Origin of the sequence: Bartonella sp. OT172YNZD (assembly GCF_042193725.1) — a bacterium.
Lineage (GTDB): Bacteria > Pseudomonadota > Alphaproteobacteria > Rhizobiales > Rhizobiaceae > Bartonella > Bartonella grahamii_A.
Genome location: NZ_JBHILZ010000004.1, coordinates 39,896 through 60,968 on the forward strand (window position 1 = coordinate 39,896; position 21,073 = coordinate 60,968).

Below are 21,073 nucleotides of genomic sequence, written 5' to 3' on the forward strand. Positions count from 1 at the left end.
CTTCAAACACTCTAAAGAAGAAATTTTCCCTCTTGCATACGCCGCTTATAAAAATAAATGACTTCACATTATTATGTAATAAATACTTCTTTTGCTGAATTTAGTTCTTTGAAGATAAAAAACGTTTGTTTTATTTTCCATTTCCACTCAAAATCGAAGAAAAATGATTATCTTTCAAGAAGTTTTATCAATAATAAAGATTACACTCATGATTTTGTTTAATACATTCTTAACGGTACCCCTCATGCAACATAAAGCCTTTCATGAAAAATAGAAAATACCATTATGTTATAAAATCGCACACTTTTTTGAGAAACATTTCTCAATGCACCCAACTCCAAACTCCATTTCACGACGGCACCTGTGAATAACATAACGTAAAATCCCCATAAAGTATAAACATGTGTACCACCCTCTTTGACACTTAATAAAAGTGCAAGTCGCTGTCATTATACTATCTACTAGCTCTTAATATTCCATTCTTCCTTGACACTTAAAATCGTTCATAAAAAGCATTTTTACTCACACACCAACCTCTCATGTAATAGTCAATAACACCATTTTACAAAACAACATCCAGCATATAAACTAAAGAGTATCATATCTTCATACACACTCTGTATATGCAAGTAATTCACCATCAAACAAAAAACAATATTTCCTTAAGGATAGTCAAAAGCGTAGGATTTACGCAATATAACAACACCATGAGCCCAAAACAGCATTAATAGCTCTAGAAAAAATCTTTACAACAATGTTCCCCTAAAAAATTATCGTGGTACAATGGCGTTTTTATTTTATAATGCACATGTAAATAGCTTTAAAGAGAAGAAAAGTTATAGATCTAAAAGGGGAATACTTCATGAACAATCAAACAACTTTAGATCCACATGATACAAGGAAACGTATTTTTGCTATCATATCCAGTGCATCAGGAAATCTGGTAGAATGGTACGACTTTTACGCTTACTCCTTTGCATCGGTTTATTTTGCATCACAATTTTTTCCTGAAGATGAAGATATCATTACACAACTGTTAAAAACTGCAGGAATCTTTTTTATTGGCTTTCTTATGCGTCCAATTGGAGCATGGCTCTTTGGATTCATTGCGGATCGTTATGGACGTAAACGCTCAATGCTTATTTCTGTTTTTATGATGTGTGGTGGCTCTTTTCTCATTGCCATACTTCCCACTTATAAAACCTTGGGAATAACAGCAGCATTTCTCCTTCTTTTAGTCCGCATGTTTCAAGGACTTTCCGTTGGCGGTGAATATGGTACAGCAGCAACTTACATGAGCGAAGTTGCACCCAAAAATCACCGTGGGTTCTTTGCCTCTTTTCAATATGCAACAACGATCACAGGTCAACTTTTCGCAAGTTTTATAATATTTATTTTATCCCTTTACCTTACTGAAGATCAGTTAAAAGCGTGGGGATGGCGTATTCCTTTTGTCATTGGTGGCTTTGGAGCAATTGTTGCAATTTATCTGCGTAGTTTGCTCCATGAAACAACAACCCACAAAAGCCGTTCTGAACAACATGCGGGTAGTCTTAGAGAACTTTTTCGCAATCATAAAAAAGCTTTCTTTTTGGTTGTTGGCTTTACAGCTGGTGGATCACTCACATTTTATACATACACCACTTATATGCAAAAATATCTGATCACAACCACAGGCTTTGATAAACAAACCGCAACAACGATAATGACTGCCGCCCTCTTTATTTTTGTGCTACTCCAACCCCTTTTAGGTTCCATAGCCGATAAAATTGGAGCAAGAGCTTCACTCATTAGTTGGAGTACCTTATCCATTATCTGCACCATTCCTGTACTTAAAATGATTGGGAATGCCCAGAATGCATGGACAGCACTCTTAATCATTATTGGAATACTCTATGTTATGAGTTTTTATACGTCCATTGCTGGTATCATAAAAGCAGAATTGTTCCCAGCCTCAATCCGCGCAATTGGTGTTGGATTTGCTTTTGCCATTGGTAATGCACTATTTGGCGGTTCTGCTGAATATGTAGCGCTTGGATTAAAAAATATGGGATACGAATCTGTTTTCTTTTTTTACATAGTTGGTATGATGGTCATTGCATTCATCTCTATTCTCCTTATGCCCGATATAGACAAAGGAGGATATCTCGATAAAGATAATAAACTTCATTAAACTTATTTTTTATAATTATTTACACAAAAACTTAATTTTTATTTATGAAACCCATTTCATTATCTTACTCTCAATAATGGACAGTCATCGAAGACTTTCTATGATCTACAGATATTACTTCCATAATGTATTGATTTGTAATGATTGTTTATCATTTTGTATCTTAATTGAGAAACCCAAATACCATAAGATTTTTTCATTTTACCCTTTTTATATCACATCCTCATATACCTCTTGCAACTCAGGAACAGAGTTAATGCTATGAATAAAAATTATTTAACAAAAGAATAAATACCCTCTCTTATAACCTATTTAATTTACTAAAAATTGTATAAATCTATTGATTTAATTTAAATTTGCGAAAGTATTTTAATAGTTTTCATAAAAATAATCATTATACAATTGAATTTTTCTGAAAATCATAAACAATAATATTTAGAAAATATAAACTATAAATCTAAAAGGGGAGCACTTCATGAATAATCAAACAACTTTAATACAACATGACACAAGAAAACGTATCTTTGCTATCATATCTAGCGCATCAGGGAATCTAGTAGAGTGGTATGATTTTTACGTTTACTCATTTGCGTCTATTTACTTTGCACCACAATTTTTTCCTTCAGATGGCGATGTTGTTACCCAATTTTTACAAACTGCAGGAATCTTCTTTATTGGTTTTCTTATGCGCCCAATTGGAAGTTGGATCTTTGGCTTTATTGCTGATCGTTATGGACGCAAACGCTCAATGCTCATATCTATTCTTATGATGTGTGGGGGCTCTTTTCTCATTGCCATACTTCCCACTTATGAAACTTTAGGGAGAACTGCAGCAATTCTTCTTCTCCTAATCCGTATGATGCAGGGACTTTCAGCAGGTGGTGAATATGGTACAGCTGCAACTTATATAAGCGAAATTTCCCTTAAAAAACACCGCGGACTCTTCGCTTCTTTCCAATCTGGTACGCTTATTACTGGTCAACTTTTAGCTAGTTTTATTATATTTATTTTGGCACTTTATCTAACGGAAGACCAATTAAGAACATGGGGCTGGCGTATTCCATTTGCCATTGGTGGATTGGGAGTATTCGTTGTACTTTATCTACGTCGTTCACTTCATGAAACAACCACTAAAGAAAGCCGCTCTCAAAAACACACTGGGAGTCTTAAAGAGCTTCTAAGTAAACACACAAAAGCATTTTTTGTAATTGTTCTCTTTGCATCTGGGGGATCTCTCACATTTTACACCTGTACGACTTATATGCAAAAATATCTGATCACAACTACCGGTTTTGATAAACATACCGCTACAACTGTAATGACCGCAGCACTCTTTATTTTCATATTACTCCAACCCATATTTGGTATCATAGCTGATAAAATTGGGACTAGAAATTTACTGATCCTTTGGAGTACACTCTCTACTCTCTTTACAATTCCTGGACTTCTCATAATCGGTCACGCACATAATCCATGGATTGCGCTATCAGCCATTATTGGAATACTCTGTATTATGAGCATGTACACATCCATCTCTGGTGTCGTAAAATCAGCAATGTTTCCCTCTTCAGTACGAGCACTGGGAGTTGGTCTCTCTCATGCTATTGGCAATGCATTATTTGGTGGTTCTGCCGAATACGTAGCACTTGGATTAAAAAATATGGGACATGAATCACTCTTTTATTTTTATGTAATCAGCATAATGATCATTGCATTCATTGCTACCCTCTTTATACCGGATATGAAAAAAGGAGGATATCTTCAAGAAGACGAAAAAAATTAAGCCCTCGATACTAAAAAAAAGCCCAAAGAATTTTGGGCTTTTTTTTATTGAGCAAAAATTGAATTTTAAAATTGTTTAAATTTTATCAAGTGCGTTTAATTGTTTGGCTACCAAATAATAGAAAGTCATACGACTTTTTCTGTGATCTCCAGACATCATTTCTGCAACTTTTGACACAGCCATTTTAGCCCTCTGCTCATCAGCACCTAATACATCTTGAACCCATTTTTCAACGCGTTCTAGCTCTTTTGGATCCGATGTAGCAACAAGTGATGCATCCTGTTTTTTCATCACTAAAGCTAAGCGATGACGAAGCCTTTCTATTGCAGCCTCATCGGGACTTTTATCATATAATTTAATATCTGCTAGATCATTGGTCATTTTGCTCCATCTCCTCTCCAAGAATTAGCGACTGTATTTTACAACCGCATTATATAGCTTCATAAATAATTAGAGGATTTAAAATATTAACAACCCCCCCTTTTCTAAAGACCGTTCTTCATCTATATTTAAAGAGCTGGCTTGCCAGCTATGGTAATAAATGGACAATGAAATAAACTCATTGGACCCGGGGGCGGTACCCGGCGCCTCCACCAAAATATAATAAGCGAAAATTATACTTTGGTGGGGGCGAAATAGGATCGACAAGGGCGTAAAGATTGCTCTTTTACTCGGCATAGTACCACCGTTATCGGACTAAATGAGTAGTTGCAAATGACAACTATGCGGAAGCACGTCTCGCTGCTTGATGCAGTGTGAATGTTTCAAACTAAGTCTTAAACCGTCGCAGGTTTAAGCGGGGTTCGGAGGCACCTGGCAACAGAAGCCTTCACTTTGTTTAAATGTTATTGATTGATCTTTCAGGCATTATCAGACATTATTTACCATAGAGTTTCGTATTTATTCGATTTATTGAGGTGCATCGTAGACAAAATACTGCTAATTTTAAAATATATTCTATCAGACATTATTAATACGCCTCATTCTGCTACGTGAAATAAAAGGAATAAACTTCGATGGTTAAAGATCAAATCCGTTACGATATTCTCGTTCAGGATGCGCTTCGTGGAGTTATCCGTAAAGTTTTATCGGAAGTTGCCAAAGCAGGTCTTCCGGGAAATCATCATTTTTTTATAACTTTTTTGACAAATGCTCCAGGTATTAAAATTTCTCCTCGGCTAAAAAATCGCTATCCTGAACAAATGACAATCGTCTTACAACATCAGTTTAGAGATCTCAGTGTTTCAGAAACAGCTTTCGAAGTAACCCTCTCCTTCAGGGAAATAACCGAAAAGCTCGTAATTCCTTTTACTTCCATTCAAGTCTTTTATGATCCTGTAGCAGCATTTGAAGCAGCATTTGATCTGCCCTCAAATCTTACCTCTGGAGAAAGTGAAAGTTCAGAAAATACCTCAACTACGCCCATTACCCTATCAAACAAACAAAAAAAAGAAAACACACTTACAAAAGAACAGAATTTCAGTACAGATAAAGGATCTTCAAATAATGATACAAAACAAAGTGCTGATGTTGTCTCTTTAGATTCTTTTCGGAAAAAATAATTTTTCTCATGACTGAATTGATTAATCTTCGCCAATTTCGAAAACAAAAAAAACGTACAGAAAAATCTCTTCGTGCTGAGCAAAATCGTTATCGTTTTGGACGAACAAAAACTGAAAAAAATTTTGAGCAACAAAAATCTTTAAAAACACAAAAATTTCTTGATCAAAATCATTTACGAAACGACGAATAAAGGTGGAAAAATGCACGAAAATAATTCTATCGATTGGTCAAAAGTCATTCCACGAAAGATATCTGTTCGCGTTGATGGACACGCAACAAGCGTCTCTTTAGAACCACCATTTTTAGATATTCTAAAAGATATCGCCCGCAAAAAAGGACAATCTTTAGCCTTTATTATCACTGATATTGATAGCAAAAGACCACAACACATAAATCTTTCGGCTTCGTTACGCGTTTATGCCCTTCAAAGCGTTCTCACCCAACGCCTTTAATATTTGTGCTTATTTTTTTACGCTCTCTTTCTGTTTATTCAACTGAAGCTTTTCTGTTTATTCAACTGAAGCTGTTGTAACTTTTTTAAGAGAAGTTTTTTTAATCTAGAACTTCAATGAAAAAAAGACTAAAAAAGAGATATAATGAGTAATTTTTCTGATCACAACATACCTTTCTTTGAAGAAGATTCCCCTCCAGACCATGATAAGAAGAGCTCTGGTTTTTTCTTCCATACTCTAAAAGAACAAAAATCATATAACACAGACTATTTAGAACAGCTCAATCCAGAACAGCAACAAGCTGTTATGAATACTGAGGGTCCTCTTTTAGTTCTTGCAGGTGCTGGTACAGGAAAAACGCGCGTTTTAACAACCCGTATTTCTCATATTTTACGCTCTGGGCTTGCCTCTCCTCAGCAAATACTTGCTGTCACTTTCACCAACAAAGCAGCACGTGAAATGAAAATACGTATTGGTGAACTTATTGGAGGAGTTGTTGAAGGTATGCCTTGGCTTGGAACTTTTCATTCCACTGGTGCTAAAATTTTACGCCGTCACGCAGAGCTTGTTGATTTAAAGAGAAACTTTACTATTCTCGATCACGATGATGTTCTTCGACTTTTAAAACAGCTTATTCAAGCTGAAGGATTAGATGATAAGCGTTGGCCCGCACGAAACCTTGTCATGATGATTGATTCTTGGAAAAATCAAGGACTTTCACCAGAACATATCTCAAAGAGTGATGCTCATTCCTTTGGCAACGGCATGGGACGCGAACTTTATCACAGTTATCAAAATCGATTAAAAGATCTTAATGCTTGTGATTTTGGCGATCTTCTGCTTCATTCTATCTCCATCTTCCAACATAATCCAGATATTCTTCGCGAGTATCATTCTCAATTTCGCTATATTCTTGTCGATGAATATCAAGATACAAATACAGCACAATATCTCTGGCTTCGCCTTTTGGCACAACATCCTCAAGGTCAACATGTTAATCTTTGTTGTGTTGGCGATGATGATCAATCCATTTATGGATGGCGTGGCGCAAAAGTCGAGAACATATTACGTTTTGAAAAAGATTTTCCTTCTGCCAAAATTATTCGTCTAGAACGCAATTATCGCTCAACATCCCATATTCTTAAAACCGCCTCCCATCTCATTGCTCATAATGAAGAAAGACTAGGAAAAGTCCTTTTTTCTGCACAAATAAAGAGTGAGGAAGAAAAAGTAAAAATTCATTCAGCATGGGATTCGCAAGAAGAGGCCCGTGCCATCGGAGAAGAAATTGAACAAGCGCAAAAAGCTGGTCATTCATTAAATCATATAGCTATATTAGTGCGCGCATCATTCCAGATGCGTGAATTTGAAGATCGCTTTGTAACACTTGGTCTTAACTATCGCGTCATTGGTGGTCCTCGTTTTTATGAGCGAATGGAAATACGTGATGCCATGGCTTATTTACGTGTTGTTGTCCAACCTGCTGATGATTTAGCTTTTGAGCGTGTTATTAATACACCGAAACGTGGCATAGGCGATACAACCCTACGTATTCTTTATGAGAGTGCACGAGCACGTGCTGTTCCTCTCTTTTCTGCAGCCGCTGACATCATTGAAACAGATGAGTTAAAGCCTAAGGCACGCAGTGCATTACGAAGCCTTATTGAAAACTTCCGCCGCTGGCAAAATATGCTTCAAGACACTCCTCATAGAGAACTTGCCGAGATCATCCTTGATGATTCTGGTTATACAACCATGTGGTTAGAAGATCGCTCACCAGAGGCTCCTACACGACTAGAAAATCTTAAAGAAATGATCCGTTCCATGGAACAATTTGAAAATCTTCAAAGTTTTTTGGAACATGTTGCACTCGTTATGGATGCTGAAAACAATGAAAATACCGATGCAGTCAACATCATGACTCTTCATTCCGCCAAAGGGCTTGAATTTGAAACAGTTTTTCTTCCAGGTTGGGAAGAAGGACTCTTTCCCCACCAGCGCTCATTAGATGAAGGTGGACGTTCAGGTTTAGAAGAAGAGCGCAGACTAGCTTATGTTGGACTCACAAGAGCAAAAAAACATCTGCATATATGGTTTGTATCTAACCGTAGAATTCATGGACTTTGGCAATCTGCTCTTCCCTCCCGCTTTCTAGATGAATTACCAGCAGAACATATAGAAGCCATAGCAATGGAAACATCTTATGGTGGTTATGGAAAATCTTCCTTTCAAAATCACGATTCCTGTTATACTGACTATGCAATAGCAAGACAAAAGCGTGCACAAAAAAACAAGACTATTGAAGGGAAAATTATCGCTCAATCAATCTCTCATACATCATCAGATTTTTCTATCCATGATCGGATTTTTCACATAAAATTTGGTTATGGTCATATTACAGAAATAGACGATCATAAATTGACAATAATGTTTGAAAAAGCCGGAGAAAAGCGTGTGCTGGATAATTTTGTAAACAAAGCTTAACTAAAAGCAAACCACAATCAGTTTTTTCAAGAGACCATTTTGTTTTATTCTGATTATCATTTCCATTTGCGAACAAAGACTTCGATGGATAAGTTTTGCATATCAGGCAATGCGTTATAAATTTTATCAAGCGGCCAATTCCACCAAGCCATCTCCAAAAGGCACTCTATCACATAATCGGAAAAACGCATCCGCAAGCGCTTTGCAGGAACACCAGCGACAACCGCATAAGGCATAACATCTTTCGTTACAACAGCGCTCGCACCAATAATTGCACCATGTCCAATTGTCACTCCAGGCAAAATAACCGCACCATATCCAATCCATACATCATGCCCAATGATAACACGTTTTGCACAGCGCCTTTCGCGAAAACCACTATCTAATGCCATATAACGAAAATATTCATTAGGACGATAGGTTATTTTATGCGTTGAAACGCGCTCCATAGGATGCTCCAACGCATTCATCCGTACATGAGATGCAATAGAACAAAAACGCCCAATATCGCTATAAATAGCCTCACTATTACGTTCTAAATAAGAAAAATCTCCAACGGTTACATCCCGTAAAATCACCCGCTCATTAATTTCCACATAGCGCCCTAATTTACAACCATGCAGCCGTGCTGTCGTATGAATATGAGGCTCACTTTCATGAAATCGAAGATCGTTCTCAATGTTCATGCATCTTTCACCAATGTTTCATCAATAGATATAGAAAGACATACCAATCAAGCCAATAAAATCAACCATGAAACAGAGATTGCAAAAAAAACTGCCGATGTTACAATTTCTTGATTTATCTAAGAGAATCAAATTATGAAAAATGTAATACGCATCTTGGGGCTGACAGTCATATTTCTTACAGGCATTTTTATTTATGATGCGTTAAAAAATAAGCCTTTAGGTGATAATTTTACACTCACTGATTCCAATGGAAAAATTATTACTGAAGCTGATATCCGAAGCAAGCCTTCAATAATTTTTTTTGGTTTCACTATGTGTCCTGAAATCTGCCCTAGAACATTGATGAATCTTGATCGATGGCTTACTGCCCTTGGACCCAATGCCGATAAATTAGGCATATGGTTTGTTACTGTTGACCCCGAACGTGATACACCAGAAGTACTCCATGAATATCTCAGTAATTTTAACAATAAAATCATTGGTATCAGTGGAGATCCTGATAAAGTTCATAAAATGGTCAATTCCTTTAACATCGTTGCTGAAAAAGTCCCTGGAACAGATGGAAACTATACATATGACCATACAGCAGCAATTTTTTTACTCAAAAAAGGTGGAAAATTAGCTGGCGTTATCCGTTATGACACGAAAGAAAGCGATAGCGAATTAAAAGATGAAATCGCCATTGAACGGTTAAAAAAACTCATCTTAAACTAAAAAAAGCCGATCATAAAGAAAGAACAGCATGTCGCAACAAATTCGTCTCTATTATACTGCTTCTAAAAATCAAGCAGAACGGTTCTACACCCTTATAGAAACAGCCTTTGATGAAGAAGGTTATCCTCTTGCTCTTACAGAGATAGATGAACAAAATGCTGTATATGAACTTTCACTCTATGTAGACCAAGAAAACTACGAGCATATTTCAAAACGTTTTGCCCAAATCCTTTCTATAGATTTTGATAAAATTAATATGGAAGTTTTACCCAACATTGATTGGGTACAAAAAAGCCTTGAAGGACTAAAACCTGTGCATGCTGGACCTTTTTTTCTTCATGGAAGTCACAACCGAAACGCCATTCCAGCAAATGTTCTCCCTATTGAAATTGAAGCTAATCAAGCTTTTGGCACCGGACATCATGGAACAACAGCCGGTTGTTTAGAAATGATTGCCAAAGTCATGAAACACGAAAATCCAAAAAATGCCCTTGATCTTGGTACTGGGAGCGGTGTACTAGCCATTGGCATCGCAATGCTCAAACCAATTACTGTGCTTGCATCCGATATTGACCCAATTGCTGTTCAAGTTGCACAACACAATATCGAATTCAATGGTGTCAAGGAATATGTTACAGCTATTACAGCAACAGGTTTTGCCCATGATGCAATTGCATCACGAGCCCCTTTTGATCTCATCGTTGCCAATATCCTTGCTAATCCGCTTATTAAACTTGCGCAAGAAGTGGTAAAAGCACTTCAAAAAGGAGGATCACTTATACTCTCTGGAATTCTTGAAGAACAACATGCCCATGTTTTGGAGACTTATATAAAACAAGGGCTCAAGCATATCGAAACATACCACCGGCAAGGATGGGTTACGATACATCTAAAATAAAAGAAAAGGACGTCGTTATGTATCAATCTTTTGAGGCGACAACAAATCCTGCTTATGCTTCAGAACGCATTACCTCTCTTCGTAAAGAACTAGACCGTCTTGGACTCGATGGTTTTCTTGTTCCACGTACAGATGAACACCAAGGAGAGTATGTCCCTCCTCATGCTCAACGCCTTAGCTGGCTAACCGGCTTTACTGGATCAGCTGGGATTGCACTGATTTTAAAAAACAAAGCCATCATATTTACAGACGGGCGATATAAGCTCCAAGTTCGCCAACAAACTGATCCTGATATTTTTGATTATGAAGATCTCATAGCTTGCCCTCCCTCACAATGGTTTGAAAAAAATGGCCAAAAACTTTCTATTGGCTTTGATCCATGGCTCCACACGATTGCCGCTACAGCAACATTGAAAAAATCTTTAGAGATAAAAGCCGGTGGAAAACTTGTAGCAGTTCAACATAATCCCATTGATCTGCTCTGGCATGATCAGCCACCATTTCCACAATCTGCCTTATCAATTCACCCTCTCAAATATGCTGGGTGCGATACAGATGAAAAACTCGCTTTGATTTACAAAGATATACAGAAAACTCATGCAAATGCTTTTATTTTTACAGATCCCTCCTCTATTGCATGGATATTCAATATACGGGGCAGTGATGTTTCCAATACACCTTTTATCTTGTGTTTTTCTCTCATTCCACTTAACGAAATACCAGCCTTATTCATTAACAGCAAAAAAATTGATGTAGAACAGAAACAATATCTGGAACGTTATGCAAAATTATATGAACCAGAACAGCTTATTCCAAAGATCAAAGAGTATGTTCAAAAAAGAACAGTGTTTGCCTTAGATCCACAGCTAACATGCGAAAAATTACGAACTGTTATTGAAGAAAAAAATAGCTCTTTCATCACACTTACCGATCCTGCCGCTCTACCACGTGCTATTAAAAATGACACAGAACTCAATGGCGCACGTAAAGCGCATCTCCGCGATGGTGTTGCCCTAACCCGTTTTTTTTCTTGGTTAGATAAACAAATACCAGGTACAATAAATGAAATTTCTGCTGCTCAAAAATTAGAAGAATTTCGCATAAACACAGCAAAGGAAATGGGAGAGAAACTCAAAGATCTTTCTTTTGATACAATTTCAGCAGCAGGAGAAAATGGCGCCATTATTCATTATCGTGTAACGACACAAACAAATAAACAACTCAATGCTGGTGAACTTTACCTTGTTGATTCAGGTGGCCAATATCGTGATGGAACGACAGATGTCACACGTACAGTAGCAATTGGGAATATTGGAGAAGAAGAAAAACGCTGTTTCACGCTTGTCCTCAAAGGTATGATTGCCCTTTCAACTGCTCGCTTTCCAAAAGGAACCCGTGGACAAGACATTGATATTCTAGCGCGCATTGCATTGTGGAAAGCTGGTTTTGATTATGCTCATGGCACCGGTCATGGTGTTGGATCTTATCTTTCTGTTCATGAAGGACCACAAAATATTTCCCGCAAAGGATGCCAAGAACTCATCTCCGGTATGATTCTTTCAAACGAACCAGGATATTATCGCGAAGGTGCTTTTGGTATCCGTCTTGAAAATTTGATAATCGTAAAGCCAGCACAAAAAATTGATGGTGGTGATATAGAAATGCTTTCGTTTGAAACGCTTACACTTTGCCCTATTGATCGAAAACTCATTCTCCCAAATCTTTTGACACAAGAAGAACGGCAATGGCTCAATGACTACCATGCGCGCGTTTATCAGATGAATGCACCTTACTTAAATGAAGAAGATAAAAAATGGTCAAAAGAGGCAACAATGCCTCTTTAAATGAAGAAACACAAATATCTTCCAACGCTTCTTACAAAACACCACACCCTTCTCTGTTAAAGAGAGAAATGCGTATTTATCATCAGCAAACACAAAAAATGCTTCTATAAAATACTTCAAGTTTTTTTGCCGATACGACAAAAGCTCTTCCCAAACTGAAACAGAACGGGATACACTTGTAAAAGATAATGCTTCTCAACTATCCTCCACCATCTCCACATGAGTTATAGCCTTATTCTGCTATATAGAAATTTTCATTATATGTTGTAATCCTCCGCATCGCATTTCTAACACTCTTATTATAATCTGCATATTTATTTACAATTTTTACCTTGCTTCACAGTGATACCGTATATCTTTTACTAATAATAACCTTGTATATTCTTAATCATAATAGTTTAAGTTTAACGTTTTTTTAATAACTTAATAAATATCAAAGTATATGGCGCTCTATTTTTGCAAAAAAATAGCCCCTATTATCCCCTTTTTGATTCCACCCCCCCAAAAATGTAAGAGAGATAATCATACAAACAGCATACGCATCTTCTAGAAAACACCCTCTAAACATTATGTTTCTCAATCAACTGTAGCCAAGCCTCTTCATCGATAACCTCAACACCTAATTCTTCAGCTTTAGCCAATTTGGAGCCCGCTCCAGGTCCTGCAACAAGAAGATCTGTTTTTTTAGAAAGTGAACCAGATGTTTTGGCCCCTAATCGCTCTGCCAATGCTTTTGCTTCATCGCGTGACATATGCGCCAAAGTTCCTGTAAAAACAATTATCTTCTCCGCTATTGGGGAAGAAGCTGTCATGATAGGCTCCTCATTAAGAGGGGTTACTTCTTCAAGTAAAACAGACAAAACCTCACGATTATGCGCTTCTTGATAAAAATCAACAATTGCGCTCCCTACCTGTGGTCCAATTCCTTCAATATTGATAAGCTCCATCCAAGCTTCATTACCTTTTTCATTTTCCTTATCACATGGCATAAGTGCTCCCATAGCCGCAGTTTCAAAAGCTGTATAATTTTTATAAGCACGCGCAAGGCGGCGTGCATTCACCTCTCCAACATGACGAATCCCCAATGCAAACAAAAAACGGCTTAAAGGAATTTCGCGGCGTGCATTAATAGCATCATACAATTTGCGAACTGAAACAGTACCAAAACCTTCTATATTTTCTAAACGTATCAAAGATTTTTCTTGGCGACGTTCTAAAGTAAAAATATCGGCTGGTGTATGAATACAAAGCGCTTCATCTTGAGCATAGAAAAAAAACTCTACCTGTTTTTTACCCAAGCCCTCAATATCAAAAGCATTGCGCGCAACAAAATGACGAATACGCTCAATCGCCTGTGCAGGACAAATAAGCCCCCCTGTACAGCGACGCACGGCTTCCCCCACTTCACGAACAGCATGACTCCCACAAGCTGGACACAAATGAGGAAAAATAAAAACAACAGCATCTTTCGGGCGTTTTTCAATAATAACATCAACAACTTGAGGGATCACATCACCAGCACGTTGTACAATCACGCTATCGCCTATACGGATATCACGTCCTTCACGAATGGGCTCTCCTTTATGACCAATTCCCTTAATATAATCCTCATTATGCAAACTAGCATTAGTCACCACCACTCCACCAACAGTAATAGGCGTAAGACGTGCAACAGGTGTCAAAGCTCCCGTGCGACCAACTTGAATGTCAATATCTTCCAAAAGCGCTATCGCTTTTTCTGCTGGAAATTTATGGGCTATCGCCCAACGCGGCGAACGAGAAACAAACCCCAAGCGCTTTTGGAGTACCAAATCATTAACCTTATAAACAATACCATCAATATCATAGCTTAAAGAATGACGGCATTCTTCGATATCGTGATAATAAGAAAAAATTTCTTTTACTGTCTTAAAGACTTTTGTTAATGGATTGATAACAAAGCCATATTGTTTTAGCTTTTTCATCATCTCCATTTGACTTTCTGCCAATATTTCACTCACCTCACCACAAGCATAAGCAAAAAATTGAAGTTTTCTGCTAGCGGTTATCCGTGAATCAAGCTGACGGAGTGAACCAGCCGCCGCATTTCGAGGATTAGCAAAGGTTAACTTGCCCTTCTCTTGCTGGCTGATATTAAGTGCTTGGAAATCCTCCCGCCCCATATAAACTTCACCACGCACCTCAATTATATCAGGAAAATCACCTTGCAAAACGTTTGGAATATCAGCAATTGTTCGGGCATTTGCCGTCACATTTTCACCAACAGTGCCATCCCCACGCGTTGCCGCACCCACAAGCTGCCCCTTTTCATAGCGCAAAGACAAAGATAAACCATCAATTTTTGGCTCCGCTGTTATTTCCAACACTTGTGTTTCTGGAAACCGTAAAAAACGACGAATACGCTCAACAAATTCAGTAACATCTTCAGAACTAAACGCATTATCAAGTGAAAGCATTGGCTGTGTATGAACAGATTTTTCAAACTTTTCAGAAATTGGTGCCCCAATTTTATGTGAAGGAGAATCAACACGAATAAGCTCTGGAAAAAGAGCTTCAATTTCTGCATTACGGCGGCGCAAAGCATCATATTCTGCATCAGAAATTTCAGGCTGATCATCGCGATTATAAAGCACATCATGACGTGCAATCTCTTTTGCCAACCACTCTAATTCACTTTCTGCTTCAATAGCTGTGAGATTTTTATCTGCATCTTTGTTCATAAAATCTATTCCAAATTACGAGCACTACTACAAGGATCTCCACGCTTCCTCATAAAGTGAATCTCAACAAATACAAGCTTTCCAGTATTTTTATCGCTGACTAATTACCTTTATGCTAGAAGCTTTTGAGCCGCTGCACGTGCTTCTTCAGTAATCTGTTCTCCTGCCAACATACGAGCAATTTCTTCTGCACGCTCATGCTCTTCCATTTTATGAATCGCAGTAACAAAGCGTCCTTTATCATGACTCTCAATTTTTGAAATAAGAAAATGACCACGCGCTTTCGATGCAACCTGTGGAGCATGCGTAATAGCGAAAACCTGAACATGCTCTGCTAAGCGTTGCAACCGTTGCCCAATAGCAGCTGCAACAGCCCCCCCAATACCTGTATCAATTTCATCAAAGATCAGCGTCGGTGCTGATCCTCGATCAGACAAAACAACTTTTAATGCCAACAAAAAACGAGACAATTCACCACCAGAAGCCACACTAAGCATCGGTCCAGCACGTGTTCCAGGATTTGTTCGCACCCAATATTCAATACGATCACATCCCTCTGCACTCCGCTTTTCCATATCACTTTGCATTTCAACAATAAATTCAGCCCTCTCTAATTTCAATGCCGGTAACTCAGTCATCACGCTTTCAGACAAGTGTTTTGCAACCTCTTGACGTTTTATTGTCAACGCTTGTGCTAACATATCATAATTTTTTTGTGCTTGTCTTGCCTCATCTTCAAAACGTGTCAATATAATCTGAGCCTCTTCAAAATCAGCCAGTTCAGCATCCATTTTATCGCGTAACTGAACCAATTCATCCCCAGAAACTTGATATTTACGAGCAAAACCCCGAAGAGAAAAAAGACGCTCTTCTATCCGTTCCAATTCATCGGGTTCAAAATCTAATGCTCGTATTGCCGTCTCAATACCTTCTTGTGCTGTTGCAAGTGCATGCAATGCCTCATCAATAGATTTCACCACTGGTGCAATAAGCTCTTGTGCCTCAGGAATTTTCCGCTCCAAACGCCTCACCAAATTAGAAAGCACTGGGATTGGTGATTTTTGACCCGTTAAAAGATCATCCGCTTCTTTAATATCCGTCGCTATTTTTTCTAATTTAAGCATATCGGCACGACGAAGAGAAAGAGCATCCTCTTCACCAACTTTAAAATCAAGCTTTTCAAGCTCTTCTACACACGCACGAAGATAATCAACCTCACGTACAGCGCTCTCTACTTTAAGACGCTGCCGTTGCAAACGCTCCTCAAATTCACGCCATGTGTGATAACACTGACGCAAATTTTCCACTTCATCCTCAAGACCACCAAAGGCATCTAATAATTGGCGATGTGTAGCAACATCAACAAGCGCACGATCATCATGTTGTCCATGGATTTCAACCAGCAAACGGCCAACACTCCGCATCAATGCAACACTAGACACCTGATCATTGATAAAAACACGGCTCCGTCCATCACTTGATTGCACACGTCGTAAAATAATATCACCCTCATCATCAAGACCATTCTCACGAATAAGTTGACGTGCAGGATGTGAAACAGACACATCAAAAACAGCTGTGACCTGTCCGCGGTCAGCACCATGACGCACAAGCGAAGCATCACCTCGCCCCCCTAGAGCAAGCGATAAAGCATCAAGGAGAATAGACTTCCCCGCACCTGTTTCTCCAGTTAAAACCGTCAACCCCGCCGTAAAATGAATATCGAGCGTTTCGATCAAAACAATATTATGAATCGAAAGCTGTACTAGCATAGAGAATCAACGTACCCTCTTCTTATCACCACCTAAAGCATTTGAGATCCAAGAAGATTTATGCTCGCGTGGCGATATTTTATTCTTCTGCAAGAGATTATAAGAAAATTTATACCACTCACTTTTGGGATAATTACGCCCTAAAATAGCTGCTGCCGTCTGTGCTTCCGCCGTTAAACCGAGAGCAAGATTAACCTCAGTCAAGCGGAAAAGTGCTTCTTCAATTTGATTTGTATCGGAATACTCTTCAACCACGGTACGAAACCGTCTACTTGCTGCAAGGTAGCGCCGCCCCTCTTCATAATAACGGCCAATCTGCATTTCTTTACCAGCCAGCTGTTCGCGCCCAAAACGTATTTTATCCTTAGCATCCTTGACATATTCAGAATTAGGATAACGCTCTATAAGGAGCTGCATAGCAGCAATAGCACGTTTCGTATCACGTTGATCACGTGTAACATCAGGAATCCTACGGAAAGAAGAAAGACCAATAATATAGTACGCATAAGCCGAGTCAGTCGCCCCTGGATAAAGAGTAATATAGCGTTGAGCCATACTAATTGAATCATCATACTTTCCGAGTCGATAATTAGTAAAAGCACCCATGACCAAAGATTTACGCCCCCAGTCTGTATAAGCATACTGTTTTTCAATCTTTAAAAACTTCTTCGATGCATCCCCAAGCCGCCCACTCTCAAGGCTAGCAAGCGCCTGATTATATAGAACATCTGGTGGCTCTATTTTCAAAACATAAGCAGATGGATCAAGGGTATTTTTCTCTTTAAAGAGGCATCCCGCCAACATACAGGTGCTTCCCAAAAGCACCACCCCCAATATCTTGCGTACAATGTTAGATTTTCTATATGTCATATTTCCAATGCACACATAAGATTTTTTCATAGTTTTTCGGCCTCCACAGAATATCACCTTGTAGCAAAAACAATTTATCAAAGGTTCTATACCATATCACTTTAAAATCCACATAACCAATTTAGCAGTTTAGGTCAATCATCCCCTTAAAAATCAAATAAACGATAAAAAAATCTTGTCAATTTTTTTACTCTTTCTCTAAAAAGCTTTTTTCGTAATATGATTCGTCTGACAAAACAGCCTTCACCAATTGCGCATTAATTCTATGTCCACTACAATAAGAACGAAATAATCCAATAAAAGGCGCCCCAAGCAAAGCAGTATCACCAATCGCATCAAGCATCTTGTGCCGAACACATTCATTTTCCCAATAAGGACCACCGGGATTTAAAATTTTATCATTAAGGTCGATAACAAGAGAATTTTCTAAAGAAGCGCCTCTCGCCTTTCCAGAAAGCCTTAATTTTTCCACGTCTTTGATAAAACCAAAAGTGCGCGCACGTGACAAATTATCTCTAAACCCTCGTGTGGTAAGATCAAAACTGAAATGTTGCCTACCAATAGCAGAAGACGGAAAAGAAATCGTTATATCAAAACGACGTCCATCGAATGGCAAAAGCTCTGCAACACCATGAGCTCCCTCAACCCGCAACGGCTTTTTTATAATGAAATAAGAACGCAACGCATTTTGCTGTACAATGCCAACATCCTCAAAAGCTTGGCAATATAGCCACGCTGAACCATCCAAAATAGGAATCTCATTATGTAATACTTCAATAACAAGATTATCCAAATTATAAGCAGCAATTGCTGCCATCAAATGTTCAATTGTTTCAACCCTTACATCTCCATCTCCAAGTACCGTTGATAGTTCAGTTTCTCCTGTTTGCGATGCATGAGCTTGAAATATTTTCTCTGTTCCGTCCAATCCACAACGCTTAAAAATAATACCACACCCAACATCCGCTGGACAAACCTTTACCACTGATAAACAACCACTGTGAACGCCAATCCCCTTAAATGTTACTGCTTTTTTAAGAGTAGCCTGATATTTTGGCACCAAATTCATCATATCATTTTATTGAATTGCTTTTACATCTTTTAACAAAATTTATAAAACTATAAAAAATATTTATAGTAAATAATAAAAAAAAACCGCTTATAATAAGCGGTTTTTTAAAAACAAAGTATTTTATCCAAAAAACAGCAATATATTTTACTGTATAATTCTTGACTGATCCTTAAAGAAATAATAAAATTTCTTACTTTACCTCATTTTTCATCAATTAATTTGCCTGACGACGTAAAAATGCTGGTATTTCCAACTGATCTTCTTCACTTACAAAAGTACGCTGATCTTGTGGTACCTGAGGGTGCAACTCACCAGAACGACGTGGAACATAAACAGAAGCATCTTGAGAAAGCACCTGAGAATTCTTATTGTAAACATGAGATTCTTGCTGCTGAGACGATCTAACAGCAGGCTCCAACCTCGCTTCTGGCTCTGCTTCTTCACGATGTGTCAAGCTCTGTTTCAAACGCTGCCATAGATTACGAGGACCTTGATCAGTCACAGAAGTTCTTTGACTTTGTCCATAAGCAACAGGAGGAAAATCCTTTAACTCAGGCATACGCATTGGAGCACGCGCTTGCATTTGTTGCATTTGTTTTGGTTGCACTGGCTTTTCTTTTTGCTTCACAGCCCCTGTCATCTCATCAAGAACATGCGCTGTTGCCTCCATACTCACAGGAGCCGTCATAGCCTGTTGAGAACCACGGCTTACTTGCATACGAGGCACATTTGATCTCTGTTCCTGAATAGCATTTGAACCATACGCAACAGCATTCGTCGCACTTCGTGTCGTCATTGCTTCTGCAGGATGTGCAAAAATTTGACTTTTAGGACGGAACTGTTCTCCAGTTGATTTACCCTTCTCTATTTCAAGTGATTCGATCACTTCTACCATTGACTCAGAACGCAGTGGCGATGACTGAACATGAAAAGAACTGTGTGACGTCCCAGGATCACTCTTGCGCATTGAAGCAGCAGGCCTTTGAAGCTGAGGATGAGAGGACTGAACCACATCACTAACTTCACGATCAATACCGGTGGCAACCACAGAAACACGAATAACCCCTTCCAATGACTCATCATCAATAGCACCAAAGATCACATTCGCATCAGCATCCACTTCTTCACGAATACGATTAGCAGCTTCATCAACCTCAAAGAGAGTCATATCACGACCACCCGTAATAGAAATCAGTAAACCACGCGCCCCACGCATAGAGGTATCATCCAACAACGGGTTTGCGATAGCAGCTTCAGCCGCAGCCAAAGCACGCCCATCACCAGATGCCTCACCCGTTCCCATCATGGCTCGACCCATTTCGTGCATAACAGAGCGAACATCAGCAAAATCAAGGTTAATTAACCCCTCTTTAATCATCAAATCCGTAATGGAAGCAACACCAGAATAAAGAACTTGGTCAGCCATAGCAAAAGCATCAGCAAACGTTGTCTTATCATTTGCAATACGGAAAAGATTTTGATTGGGAATAACAATCAATGTATCGACTGACTTTTGTAATTCTTCAATACCAGCCTCGGCCGTTTTCATACGACGCGCGCCTTCAAACTGAAACGGCTTGGTCACAACACCAACAGTCAAAATACCTTTCTCACGCGCCGCGCGAGCAACAACGGGAGCAGCCCCTGTTCCAGTTCCTCCCCCCATACCAGCAGTAATGAAAACCATATGAGAGTCTGCAAGATGATCAATAATTTCATCAATACATTCCTCTGCCGCCGCTTGTCCAACTTCCGGTAAGGCACCAGCACCTAAACCTTCTGTCACAGCTGCCCCCAGTTGGATAACACGTTCAGCCTTTGACATAGCCAAAGCCTGTGCATCCGTATTTGCAACAACAAAGTCAACTCCCTGAAGACCAGCATTTATCATATTATTCACGGCATTCCCGCCACCACCTCCAACACCAAAAACGGTAATGCGTGGCTTCAATTCCGCGATATCTGGCCGATGCAGATTAATCGTCATTTTCTTTTCCTTCTCATAAGACACCGCAAGCCAAAGCGATGAAATTTATCCA

The 21,073-nt window shown here is 38.8% G+C and carries 16 protein-coding genes and 1 other RNA gene; 10 read left to right on the forward strand and 7 right to left on the reverse strand.

The window, feature by feature from the left end; all coding sequences use genetic code 11:
• The first annotated feature begins 862 nt into the window (after nt 1-862).
• Nucleotides 863-2,173, forward strand: coding sequence for an MFS family transporter (locus ACFIJS_RS02520; protein WP_375649615.1), 1,311 nt, complete (start codon nt 863-865; stop codon nt 2,171-2,173).
• A 475-nt stretch (nt 2,174-2,648) separates the two neighbouring features.
• Complete coding sequence (locus tag ACFIJS_RS02525; protein ID WP_375649617.1) at nt 2,649-3,956, forward strand: MFS family transporter; 1,308 nt, start codon at nt 2,649-2,651, stop codon at nt 3,954-3,956.
• Nucleotides 3,957-4,031: 75 nt separating this feature from the next.
• On the opposite strand, the gene ACFIJS_RS02530 is transcribed toward ACFIJS_RS02525, so the two are convergent.
• The gene (locus tag ACFIJS_RS02530) at nt 4,032-4,337 is read right to left on the reverse strand and encodes a DUF2853 family protein (protein WP_375622976.1); all 306 of its coding nucleotides are present in this window, start codon (nt 4,335-4,337) and stop codon (nt 4,032-4,034) included.
• Nucleotides 4,338-4,433: 96 nt separating this feature from the next.
• Here ACFIJS_RS02530 and ssrA point away from each other — a divergent pair.
• The 5 genes from ssrA to ACFIJS_RS02555 all read left to right on the forward strand — a co-directional run bounded on the left by ssrA (nt 4,434) and on the right by ACFIJS_RS02555 (nt 8,455).
• Nucleotides 4,434-4,790, forward strand: a transfer-messenger RNA (tmRNA) gene (gene ssrA / locus ACFIJS_RS02535).
• A gap of 182 nt (nt 4,791-4,972) precedes the next feature.
• A complete protein-coding gene (locus tag ACFIJS_RS02540) occupies nt 4,973-5,518 on the forward strand; it encodes an SspB family protein (protein WP_375649619.1) in 546 nt (181 codons plus the stop codon).
• A gap of 8 nt (nt 5,519-5,526) precedes the next feature.
• A complete protein-coding gene (locus tag ACFIJS_RS02545; protein ID WP_375649622.1) occupies nt 5,527-5,709 on the forward strand; it encodes a DUF4169 family protein in 183 nt (60 codons plus the stop codon).
• A 10-nt stretch (nt 5,710-5,719) separates the two neighbouring features.
• On the forward strand, nt 5,720-5,971 hold the full coding sequence (locus ACFIJS_RS02550) for a ribbon-helix-helix domain-containing protein (RefSeq protein ID WP_375649624.1): 252 nt from the start codon (nt 5,720-5,722) through the stop codon (nt 5,969-5,971).
• A 144-nt stretch (nt 5,972-6,115) separates the two neighbouring features.
• Nucleotides 6,116-8,455, forward strand: coding sequence for an ATP-dependent helicase (locus tag ACFIJS_RS02555; RefSeq protein ID WP_375649626.1), 2,340 nt, complete (start codon nt 6,116-6,118; stop codon nt 8,453-8,455).
• A 56-nt stretch (nt 8,456-8,511) separates the two neighbouring features.
• On the opposite strand, the gene ACFIJS_RS02560 is transcribed toward ACFIJS_RS02555, so the two are convergent.
• The gene (locus tag ACFIJS_RS02560; RefSeq protein ID WP_375649628.1) at nt 8,512-9,141 is read right to left on the reverse strand and encodes a chloramphenicol acetyltransferase; all 630 of its coding nucleotides are present in this window, start codon (nt 9,139-9,141) and stop codon (nt 8,512-8,514) included.
• 135 nt (nt 9,142-9,276) lie between these two features.
• Here ACFIJS_RS02560 and ACFIJS_RS02565 point away from each other — a divergent pair, with 135 nt between their 5' ends.
• The 3 genes from ACFIJS_RS02565 to ACFIJS_RS02575 are packed head-to-tail and all read left to right on the forward strand — an operon-like array spanning nt 9,277 to nt 12,600.
• Nucleotides 9,277-9,858: an SCO family protein gene (locus ACFIJS_RS02565; protein ID WP_375649630.1), complete on the forward strand. Its 582-nt coding sequence runs from the start codon at nt 9,277-9,279 to the stop codon at nt 9,856-9,858.
• Between the two features lie 28 nt (nt 9,859-9,886).
• A complete protein-coding gene (locus ACFIJS_RS02570; RefSeq protein ID WP_375622988.1) occupies nt 9,887-10,756 on the forward strand; it encodes a 50S ribosomal protein L11 methyltransferase in 870 nt (289 codons plus the stop codon).
• Between the two features lie 17 nt (nt 10,757-10,773).
• Nucleotides 10,774-12,600, forward strand: a complete 1,827-nt coding sequence (locus ACFIJS_RS02575) for an aminopeptidase P family protein (RefSeq protein ID WP_375649632.1) — start codon at nt 10,774-10,776, stop codon at nt 12,598-12,600.
• Nucleotides 12,601-13,160: 560 nt separating this feature from the next.
• Here ACFIJS_RS02575 and ligA read toward each other — a convergent pair.
• From ligA to ftsZ, 5 genes are all read right to left on the reverse strand, one after another.
• Nucleotides 13,161-15,320, reverse strand: coding sequence for an NAD-dependent DNA ligase LigA (ligA, locus tag ACFIJS_RS02580; RefSeq protein WP_375649636.1), 2,160 nt, complete (start codon nt 15,318-15,320; stop codon nt 13,161-13,163).
• Nucleotides 15,321-15,430: 110 nt separating this feature from the next.
• Entirely contained in the window at nt 15,431-17,092 is a 1,662-nt protein-coding gene (gene recN, locus ACFIJS_RS02585) for a DNA repair protein RecN (protein WP_375649638.1), read from the reverse strand.
• 6 nt (nt 17,093-17,098) lie between these two features.
• Nucleotides 17,099-17,992 (reverse strand): outer membrane protein assembly factor BamD, encoded by an 894-nt coding sequence (locus ACFIJS_RS02590; protein WP_375649640.1) that lies wholly within the window; start codon nt 17,990-17,992, stop codon nt 17,099-17,101.
• Nucleotides 17,993-18,149: 157 nt separating this feature from the next.
• Nucleotides 18,150-19,034: a UDP-3-O-acyl-N-acetylglucosamine deacetylase gene (lpxC, locus tag ACFIJS_RS02595; RefSeq protein ID WP_375649643.1), complete on the reverse strand. Its 885-nt coding sequence runs from the start codon at nt 19,032-19,034 to the stop codon at nt 18,150-18,152.
• Between the two features lie 214 nt (nt 19,035-19,248).
• Nucleotides 19,249-21,021 carry a cell division protein FtsZ gene (gene ftsZ, locus ACFIJS_RS02600; protein ID WP_375649645.1) on the reverse strand — a complete coding sequence of 591 codons (1,773 nt, stop codon included), beginning with the start codon at nt 21,019-21,021 and terminating at the stop codon, nt 19,249-19,251.
• Nucleotides 21,022-21,073 lie beyond the last annotated feature (52 nt).